Below are 3,225 nucleotides of genomic sequence, written 5' to 3'. Positions count from 1 at the left end.
CTCGACATTTTCCAATGCCAAGTCAGAGAGTTGAACCTCATTTTTGTTTTGCTGGTAGTTCCAGCCTGCGGCGGCGATCGCTGCAAAAGCGATTACGCCAAAAATTTTCGTTCCCATTTTTGTTTTATTTTAGGGATTTATAAACTTATGGTGATTGGTTCTACTGTTTGAAATCGAAGATCAAAAGCAATGGATTATCATCTTCCTTTGTTGTATTGATTATACTTCCGAATGGCTCAGACGGTGTGTATGTATTTCGCCATTCAACTACAGAATAGGCTTCCAATGGAACAACGATAGAACCATCCTTATTTGCATGATAAATAAATTGAGATATAGGGATCGTCAAACCCTTGAAATAAACATCATCTTTAATTGTACCGAAAGTATTCGATGATTTATTTTTATGGTCGAATAATGTCAATTTTTTATTTTTCTGATAGAAACTACCGAACATCGTGAATCGCTTATCCCTTATAAAACTATAAATACCATAGGCATAAGATCTTTTATTCAAATTGTCAAAAAAATCTTTAACGTTTTCATATTTCTTATCACTGAAAAAAGATGTAGGTATATTTTTCCCTTTAAAGTCGATATGGAGGAACGGATTCATATTTCCGCCTTCAACAGACTTGTAAATAGTATCATTGATCGGTTGAAAAAAATAAATAGAATCATGATCTTGATAAAAATTGTGATGAGCGAATATGAACAAGTATCCTGTTTGGTTTTTATCTACTTCTAAAAATGCGGAATCTTCTTTCCAATTTTTAATCCGATGCAATTTGTGACTTGTATCAAATCCGTTATATAAAAAAAATGTATTATTCACTATCGGCGAAATAGCTTGTGCATAGTACTTGAGATGAAATGTTGAAATACTATTTCCTGAATGATCATACGTTATTGTTTTTTGTTGATTCCTGTCCAATATTATAATATTTTCACCGTCTATCACAAAATCTGAAATCCCAGAATATTCATCTGGAGCTTCACCTCTTTTCTCTAAGCAAAGGGCTAATTCTCCTTCTTCGGAGAAAGCAAAAAGAGTTAGTCCATCAGAGATATAAATTTTATTATTTTCACACTTAATGTTCTCTATTTTCCCCATAAGAGTATCCGTCGGAAGCTTGAACATTCGAAAATTCTCAAAGTATTCTGACAATTTCAACTCTGTATCTGAAGCTATGTCTACTTCTATGGCAGGAACGGATGTAAGCCTCTGTTCCTCAGGAAGGCAACCGAATGTGATAAAGACCCAACAAACAAGGAGCCAGACTCTCTGTTGATCATGAAAAAAAATAGACTTTCTCATTTGAAATAATTTGATGATTAGAAGTATTCAAAAAGATATGCCCAAATTTATCTTATAAGACATTATTTGCGAATTAAATTCTGACATATCTCTAATATTAACATTCTAACAAGCTGGTGATTGAGTACAATTATTACCGTTTAAAGGAGTACAACAGTATTCTCTATTCGCCTTTTGAGCCAATGCCTTATTGTTCTTTCCACTTTCATTTCTTGCCAATGCCTCGACATTCTCCAATGCCAAGTCCGACAATTCAACACTTTGTTTATTTTGCTGGTAGTTCCAGCCGGCGGCGGTGGCGATCGCAACAAAAGCGATTACGCCAAAAAATTTCTTTCCCATTTTCGTTTTGTTTTAGGAATTTATAGACTTATGTTTGTTTTTGAACCTTTCACCCGGTATCATTTCCCGAGACGGGTGATTTCTAACCCTTTTGTCGTTTGTTTCAAATTTACTACTTTTGCCGTTACCTCCTTCTTTATTTGTTATTGAATGAGGGAAAGTCCGGGAGTTTCTGCTAACGTTTGTGAGGCTGTAGGCAGGAACTCCTTTCTTTTTCCTGTTAATTGCTTTATTTTACCGGATAAATCTCACCATCAGCGAGTTAATATGTCTATTCTGTTCGATAGAATTCTCTTGATTGTTCCATAATGTTTCATGATTATTGCTCATTTTATTAATGATGAACAAATTGATCCTTTAAATACATAATTTGCAACTGTACTGTTTCACTGTCTTCGGATTGTTGAGAGAGCCTACACCATGATTGATCATTAATACAGAATATCTTATTGTCAGCGAAAAGAATATCATCCATATCATTTATAAATTTTTTAAATATGATGGTTTCTTTTGTTTTCGAATTAATTAGAACATACCTATATGGATTCTCTTTTTCTCCAAACATAAAATAGCATAACAATACAGAATGAGGAGAGGGAACAAAATCAAACATCATTGATTTCATATTTAAATCTTTGGGATTTTGATTTGATGCAGTTCGTATGTCTAATGGCACTTTCTGCTTCAAATCTATTTTGTAAAGTCTGGAAATGGATTTATTGTTTATAAGATAGATGCAATCGTCGTTTCGATCGTAATAGTAAATTTTATTTTCTGATTGTTCGATATAGGTAGACATAAATTCAAAAGACTGATCATCTCCATCATGCTCTAACAGCAAAGATTCTTGTTTTTCGATCGGCTTGTAAAGCCAAACACCGTTTCTCTTATACACCTTATTTATACAAGGTTGTATGATTAATAACAGATTGTCCATCCATGCAAAATCTCTCATAAAATATTCTATTTTATATGAATATGCATATTCTCCTTTATAGGTATAAACATTGACTTTGAAATTCATCATATCATAGATATGTATTAAATTCGAAGTAGAATCAACAGCTATTGCATTGTCTTTATGATATTCTTCTGGCCCTTGACCAATCCTATTGATGTGACTCACCAGTTTATGATCTTTTAAATTAAAAACGAAAACTCCCTCATTTTTAGAATCTTGAAAAATAAGTGTATCTGAATCAAAATAGATTTTTTTGATTCCTGATAATAAACATTCTTCTCCTGCATCTAAATTAATATATTCAACCCGTTCAAATATAGAAGAATAGTTTATGCTACTCTCTGCATGCTCTAAATTGATAAATATAGAATCGACTTTAGTGTCTATGCAAGATGAGCAAATTAATAATAGGACCAAGCTGATGTTATGTATTTGTTTTAAAATCATATCAATACCGTATGTAAATGTTTGATAATATGTTTTAACATGCCAAGAGTCGTGATTAAGAGCCTGTTTAAATTTCTCTGAAATAAATTTTGCATAGCCCTCATCGGCCTGCTTTATTGCATTATAGGATTATTTTGAAAAACAACTGTCATACTAT

General features: G+C 32.6%; 3 protein-coding genes and 1 pseudogene. All 4 read right to left on the bottom strand.

The window, feature by feature from the left end:
* Window positions 1-117, bottom strand: a pseudogene (locus tag BHV83_RS00265) (NVEALA domain-containing protein); the annotation flags it as partial.
* 43 nt (window positions 118-160) lie between these two features.
* Entirely contained in the window at window positions 161-1,318 is a 1,158-nt protein-coding gene (locus tag BHV83_RS00260; RefSeq protein ID WP_286755210.1) for a DUF4934 domain-containing protein, read from the bottom strand.
* Between the two features lie 105 nt (window positions 1,319-1,423).
* Window positions 1,424-1,660, bottom strand: a complete 237-nt coding sequence (locus BHV83_RS00255) for an NVEALA domain-containing protein (protein WP_122206294.1) — start codon at window positions 1,658-1,660, stop codon at window positions 1,424-1,426.
* Window positions 1,661-1,994: 334 nt separating this feature from the next.
* On the bottom strand, window positions 1,995-3,068 hold the full coding sequence (locus BHV83_RS00250; RefSeq protein WP_195286904.1) for a DUF4934 domain-containing protein: 1,074 nt from the start codon (window positions 3,066-3,068) through the stop codon (window positions 1,995-1,997).
* Window positions 3,069-3,225: the final 157 nt, after the last annotated feature.

The organism is Parabacteroides sp. merdae-related_45_40, from assembly GCF_001915675.1.
This window is presented reverse-complemented; position numbering and strand designations above follow the sequence as displayed.

Bases quoted from the DNA above. Each gene is read 5' to 3' on its own strand.
- BHV83_RS00250 (WP_195286904.1), bottom strand. From the start codon at position 3,068: ATGATTTTAAAACAAATACATAACATCAGCTTGGTCCTATTATTAATT.
- BHV83_RS00260 (WP_286755210.1), bottom strand. From the start codon at position 1,318: ATGAGAAAGTCTATTTTTTTTCATGATCAACAGAGAGTCTGGCTCCTT.
- BHV83_RS00255 (WP_122206294.1), bottom strand. From the start codon at position 1,660: ATGGGAAAGAAATTTTTTGGCGTAATCGCTTTTGTTGCGATCGCCACC.